This is a genomic window from Candidatus Symbiopectobacterium sp. NZEC135 (assembly GCF_025962695.1).
The window spans coordinates 1-1,787 of the sequence record NZ_JAGFPF010000321.1 but is presented as its reverse complement, the minus strand read 5'-3'; the positions used below and the strand labels follow the sequence as shown (position 1 = coordinate 1,787).

Here is a 1,787-nt window from a genome sequence, read left to right as displayed (position 1 = left end):
GGCGCAAAAGCAGGTGGATGCAGCAGCCTTACGGTCCTTAACGGTAAAGCAATTACCGGATCTGAAATTGCGGGTTATCAGTACCTATGCGGATGAGTGGAAAAAACTGACCCACAGCGATGCTCAGCCCTATATCGGCGTAGGTACCGTGCGCAATGAATTGCTTACCCAGCAGCCAGAAACCGTCGCAAAAGTGATCGCGGCACTGCGCGACACGCTGGACTGGGGACGTGCTCACCCTGATGACGTTGTAAATATCCTTAAAGTGAAAGCCAGTCTGCCGGAAGACCAGGCGCGTGCCTACGTTAGCCTATGGGACCGCATGAATCAGATGTCCTTTGAAACGGCTGACATCGATACCCTGAAACGTGAACACGCGGTGCTGTTAGGCAGCGGTTCTATTAAAGGCGAGCTGAATAACGACTTGTTTGATCAGCGTCCTTATCTCGCTTCGAAAAAACTGAAATAACGGAGAGATGTACGTGAGTAACACACTTTTTTCGAGTAATACGATGAAAGCATTGGTATTACAGCAACATGGTGGGCTCGAGCAATTACAGATTGATAGCCAGAAAGCTCGACCGCAAGCCCAGGCCGGACATGTGGTGGTACGTGTAGGAGCATCCTCGTTCAATTACCACGATGTATTCACTGTACAGGGGATGCCGGGTATCAAAATCCCACTGCCGGTAGTGCCAGGACTCGATTTAGCCGGCACCATCGACAGCATCGGTGAAGACGTGACGGGCTGGCGCATTGGCGATCGGGTGCTGGTGAACCCACTAAAACCGGGTATTGGTCTACTGGGAGAAATGGCCGATGGTGGCATGGCGGAGTATGCGCTGGTCGATGCGCGTCAGCTTATCGCCTTGCCGGATGGCGTTACCTTCGAGCAGGCTGCCGCACTTCCTGTGGCCTATGGCACTGCACATCGCATGTTAATCACCCACAACACCATCAAAGCCGGGGACCGGGTATTGATCCTCGGGGCCAGTGGTGGTGTCGGCACCGCCTGTATTGTGCTGGCGTAATACCTCGGCGCAGAAGTGATCGCGTGCGCGGGGGGTGATGAAAAAGCGATAGCTCTGCAGGCGCTTGGCGCTGACCATGTCGTGAATTACCGCGAACAGGATTTCTCGCGCTGGGCCATTGAAAAATATGGCAAACCACAGCGGCGCACCCACGAAGGTGGCGTCGATGTGGTGATCAACTTCACCGGCGGAGACACCTGGCGCCCGTCGCTGAAATGTCTGAAACGTGGCGGCACTCTGCTGGTATGTGGCGCCACCGCAGGGTATGACCCTCAGGAGGATCTGCGCTACGTCTGGAGTTTCGAGCTCAACATCAAAGGTTCCAACAGCTTCTATGAAGAAAATCTGACTGCGCTACTGGCGCTGGTCGCTGAAGGAAGCATTACCCCATTGATTGACCGTGTGCTACCGCTGGAACAAGCGGTGGAAGGGTTACGACTGATTCGTGACCGCGAAGTATTAGGCAAAGTGGTTGTTACCCCCTGATTCGGAAACAAAGCATGAACGCACAGGATATCGAACAAAAATTACTGAAAGGCCCTTATCACCAATGGCTGGGCTTAAGAGTACAACACGCTGGCGAGGGTGAAATAACCCTACAGGTACCTTTTCGCGATGAATTTATCGTCAATCCTGACGGGAAATATATTCACGGTGGCATTCTCGCCACATTGGTTGACCTTGCTGCAGACTGGGCGCTGTTCTCCTGAACAGGCAAAGGCGTACCCACCTACAACCTGCATGTGGATTATCACC

The 1,787-nt window shown here is 53.4% G+C and carries 3 protein-coding genes and 1 pseudogene; all 4 read left to right on the top strand.

Going from position 1 to position 1,787, the window contains the following annotated elements; genetic code table 11:
• A pseudogene (locus tag J5224_RS26425) lies at positions 1 to 469 on the top strand (ABC transporter substrate-binding protein); the annotation flags it as partial.
• Positions 470 to 482: 13 nt separating this feature from the next.
• Positions 483 to 1,031, top strand: a complete 549-nt coding sequence (locus J5224_RS26420) for a quinone oxidoreductase family protein (RefSeq protein WP_264628139.1) — start codon at positions 483 to 485, stop codon at positions 1,029 to 1,031.
• Between the two features lie 15 nt (positions 1,032 to 1,046).
• Positions 1,047 to 1,517, top strand: coding sequence for a zinc-binding dehydrogenase (locus tag J5224_RS26415; RefSeq protein WP_264628138.1), 471 nt, complete (start codon positions 1,047 to 1,049; stop codon positions 1,515 to 1,517).
• A gap of 14 nt (positions 1,518 to 1,531) precedes the next feature.
• Positions 1,532 to 1,741 (top strand): PaaI family thioesterase, encoded by a 210-nt coding sequence (locus J5224_RS26410; RefSeq protein WP_264628137.1) that lies wholly within the window; start codon positions 1,532 to 1,534, stop codon positions 1,739 to 1,741.
• Positions 1,742 to 1,787: the final 46 nt, after the last annotated feature.

Excerpts from the sequence above, each read along its gene's own strand:
- J5224_RS26410 (WP_264628137.1), top strand. The coding sequence starts at position 1,532 with ATGAACGCACAGGATATCGAACAAAAATTACTGAAAGGCCCTTATCAC.